Annotated in this window: 3 protein-coding genes; all 3 read right to left on the reverse strand. The window is 67.0% G+C overall.

From position 1 onward, the window contains the following. Positions 1–452 (reverse strand): hypothetical protein (locus P409_RS29150; RefSeq protein WP_034846674.1); only part of this gene is annotated, 452 nt, incomplete at its 3' end. Between the two features lie 488 nt (positions 453–940). Continuing rightward, positions 941–1,339, reverse strand: a complete 399-nt coding sequence (locus P409_RS29155; protein WP_034846675.1) for a hypothetical protein — start codon at positions 1,337–1,339, stop codon at positions 941–943. Positions 1,340–1,592: 253 nt separating this feature from the next. Beyond that, positions 1,593–3,596 (reverse strand): PhoX family protein, encoded by a 2,004-nt coding sequence (locus tag P409_RS29160; RefSeq protein ID WP_034846676.1) that lies wholly within the window; start codon positions 3,594–3,596, stop codon positions 1,593–1,595. Between the last annotated feature and the right edge of the window lie 155 nt (positions 3,597–3,751).

Consider the following 3,751-nt stretch of genomic DNA (forward strand, 5'->3'; position numbering starts at 1 on the left):
GCCTCGTCGGTCAGCGGCGTGCCGTCGGCGGCGCGGCCGGCGGCCAGCGCCGCCAGGTCGGCCATCAGCGCGCCGGACAGGTTGAAGGTCGGGTGGGCGGTGAAGACGGCGCCGAAGGCCTCGCTCTCGACCCGGCGGCGGAAGGTGGCAAAGGGCACCGTGCCGCCCTTGGCGTCGCGGGTCAGCCCCTGGAACAGGGCGCGCAGCGCCGCGTCATTGGCCTCAGGCGCGGTGTCGCCGAGATAGCGGCCGAGGCGGGCGGCGCGGTGGCTGAAGCCTTCGATGGTCAGGTGGCCGATCAGCGCCTCGACGTCGCGGATGTCGAGCTTGCCGTCGGCCAGCCGGCGCGAGATCTCCAGCGCCAGATGCTGGATCGGGTTGGCGAAGGGGTCCTCGCGCTGCGACTTCTCATAGCGCTTGAGCAGCTGCGTCAGCTCGCGGGCGAGGGGCATCGTCCGATCCTCCGGCCGAGGCGTGGCTTGACGCGAATCCGGCATGGTGCCTCCCCGTGCGGCAGCGGCGATGCTGCAACTGCGTCAGGCATCCATGTTGCGCTGCGAAGGGCTTGTCAATCGCTTTGGCGAAGAATTCCGGCCCGCGAACGACAGAACCGAAAGGATCCGAGCAATTCCGGATGTTATCCATTCCGCAAGAAATGGATCGGACTCAATGTCTTGCAACGGATTCTTGAGATCAAAAAAGAAGTGGCCCCGACGCGGGGGGAAGCGTCGGGGCCGTTCTTCGCCTGGGTCCGATCCGCTCGGAGGGGAGGGAGCGTCCGGCCCGGCTGACGGCTAATTCGATCCCATCGGAGGATCTTGGCGATGGCTGGGGGGACAAACCATCGCCGGCCGCACCACTGATCTGGGAACGAACGCGAAATTGTCAAGCAACCGGATGGCCGGAACAGGGCCGCGACGGACCGTCGCAACGCATGGCTTCAATGCGCATCCGCATGGTCTTTGCCGTGCCCGCGGTCGATCAGGTCGTAGCCGCGCTTCAGGGCCGCGCCGGCGCCGATGACGCTGACGATGAACAGGCCGAGCCCGACCCGGTACAGCTCGGGCCCGGTCGCCATGATCAGCCCGACCACGGCCAGGATGCCGAGCAGGAAGGTGATGGCGAAGCAGGATTCCGGCTCGTTCGGCAGGAAGGCGCGGCTCGGCCGCTCCTCCCGGGCGTCGAAATGCTGTTTGATCAGCAACATGACGATGCCGATGCAGGCGACGAACAGGGCGATGCCCAGCACATAGAGGTCGTTGCTCTGCGCCCGGGCGGCGCTGACCAGCCCGAGCAGGGCGATGATGGCGGCCGCGGCGGCCGCGTTCAGGCGTCTCATGATCCGTGTGGTCCGATCGTCCGCGAGGCTGGGCCACACTATCGATAGGCTCCCGCCCGGCCGCAAGCCGCGGCACGGCCCGGCGACAAAAAAACCTCCCCGGAAGGGGAGGCTTCGTCGCTGTCACCGTCATTGCGAGGAGGCGAAGCCGACGAAGCAATCCAGGGGCCACGCCAAACGGGCCTGGATTGCTTCGCTGCGCTCGCAATGATGGTTTACAATTTTATCAGGTGATTAGAATTCGATCTTAACCTTACGCGCCAATCTTCCCACCGCCCTGCTTGGTGATCACCACCACCGAGGGGCGGGGCGGCATGCCGTCCTGGAAGTCGGGCCAGCGGGTCGACGGGTCGGCGAAGGTGCTGGCGCGGCCGAACTCCGGCCACTCCTTGCCGCCTTCGCCCGGGTGCTGCACCGCGACGAAGAAGGTGGCCAGGTCCGGGGTGATCTTCGGGCCGCACATCTCGGCGCCGACCGGGACGCGGAAGAACAGCTTGCCGGTACCGCGGGCCTCGCCCTCGGTCTCCACGCCCCAGATGCCGTCGGCACGGCCGCTGTATTTGTAGTTGTTGCCGTCGGTGGAGACCCACAGCCGGCCGTCGGCGTCGATCTCGCAATTGTCCGGCGACCCGAACCAGCCGCTCTTGCTGGTCGACGGATGGAAGGTGGCGCCGACCTCGGCCACAGCCGGGTCGCCGCACTTCACCAGCAGGTCCCAGGTGGCGGTGGTGGCGGCGTGGTCGCCATCGGCCGGGATGATCTCGACGATGTGCCCGAACTTGTTCTCCGCCCGCGGGTTGGCGGCGTCGACCTGGTCGGCCTTGCGCTTGTCGTTGTTGGTCAGCATGACATAGACCTTGCCATTCACCGGGTTCGGCTGCACGTCCTCCGGCCGGTCCATCTTGGTGGCGCCCAGCAGGTCGCCCGCGCGGCGGGTCTCGATCAGCACGTCGGCCTGGCTCTTGAAGCCGTTGGCCTCGGTCAGCGGGCCCTGGCCGAACACCACCGGCATCCAGGCGACCTTGCCGTCGGCGTCGAACTTGGCGACGTACAGCGTGCCGTCGTCCAGCAGGTCCATGTTCACCTTGCGGTCGTTCGGGTTGAACTTGCCGGCGGTGACGAACTTGTACAGGTAGTCGAAGCGCTGGTCGTCGCCCATGTAGACGACCACGCGGCCGTCCTTGGCGACGATGCTCTCGGCGCCCTCATGCTTGAAGCGGCCCAGGGCCGTGCGCTTCTTCGGGGTCGAGGTCGGGTCGGTCGGGTCGATCTCGACCACCCAGCCGAAGCGGTTCGCCTCGTTCGGCTCCTTGGTCAGGTCGAAGCGGTCATAGTGCAGACTCCAGCCATACTCCGCCTCGCCCATGCCGTAGCGCTTGTAATTGCGCGCCTCCGGATGGTCGTCCTTCAGGTCGCCGCCGAAATAGCCGTTGAAGTTCTCCTCGGCATGCACCGTGGTGCCCCAGGGGGTGGTACCGCCGGCGCAGTTGTTGATGGTGCCGATCACCTTGGTGCCGGTCGGGTCGGCCTTGGTCTTCAGCCGGTCATGGCCGGCCGCCGGGCCGGTGACCAGGAACTCGGTCGACCGCGCGGTGATGCGGCGGCCATAGGCGCTGTCCGGCACCACGGCCCATTTGCCGTCGGCGCCGCGCTTGATCTCGATCACCGACTGGCCATGCGCGGCCATCTCGATATCGACCTGCTCCTTGCTCTGCTTCGACAGCTCGAACTCGCCCTTCTCATCGGCGAGGCCGGGGAACATGATCGCCGCGTCTGTGTATTCGTGGTTCACCACCAGCAGGCCGTGATCGCTGGAGTTGGAGCCCAGCGGCAGCGGCACGTAGCCGATATAGTCGTTGTTGTAGCCGAACTGCTTCTCCTGCGCGTCGGCGGTCTGCTTCTGCACGTCGAAGGCCGGCGCGCCCTTCACCACCGGGTCGCCCCAGCGGATCAGGATGTCGGCGTCGTAGCCCTTGGCGACGTGATGCTTGGTGTCGACACCGGCCTCGAGCTCCTCGAACACGTAGCGCGAGGAGGCTCCGGTCTCGGCCTGCGCCGGGCGGGTGCCCGACAGGAAGGCGGCCGGGCCCACCACGGCGCTGATCGCCGAGACGGCCAGGGCGCCGCGCAGCATCCCCCGCCGGCCGAACCGGGTGTTGACGATGTCGCCCATGGTCGGGTTGTCGGAGAGGTTGCTGCTGCGGTCGTCCTGCTGCTCATAGCGCTGAACGCGCGACAGGGTGGAATCCTGGTCCATCTCGGTCCCCTCTGGGCTGGCTGCCGTGGCGGCGGGCTTCGAATCCGGGGCGGACCTTACCGATCTGTAATGTTTGATTTGCTGCAGTTTGATGACGGTTCGATGAACCCCGCGAGGCGAGCATCGAGGCGAGACAATGCGGCGGATCAGGGGGC

Source organism: Inquilinus limosus MP06, from assembly GCF_000767795.1.
GTDB classification, from domain to species: Bacteria; Pseudomonadota; Alphaproteobacteria; order DSM-16000; family Inquilinaceae; genus Inquilinus; species Inquilinus limosus_E.

Bases quoted from the DNA above. Each gene is read 5' to 3' on its own strand.
- P409_RS29160 (WP_034846676.1), bottom strand. From the start codon at position 3,596: ATGGACCAGGATTCCACCCTGTCGCGCGTTCAGCGCTATGAGCAGCAG.
- P409_RS29155 (WP_034846675.1), bottom strand. From the start codon at position 1,339: ATGAGACGCCTGAACGCGGCCGCCGCGGCCGCCATCATCGCCCTGCTC.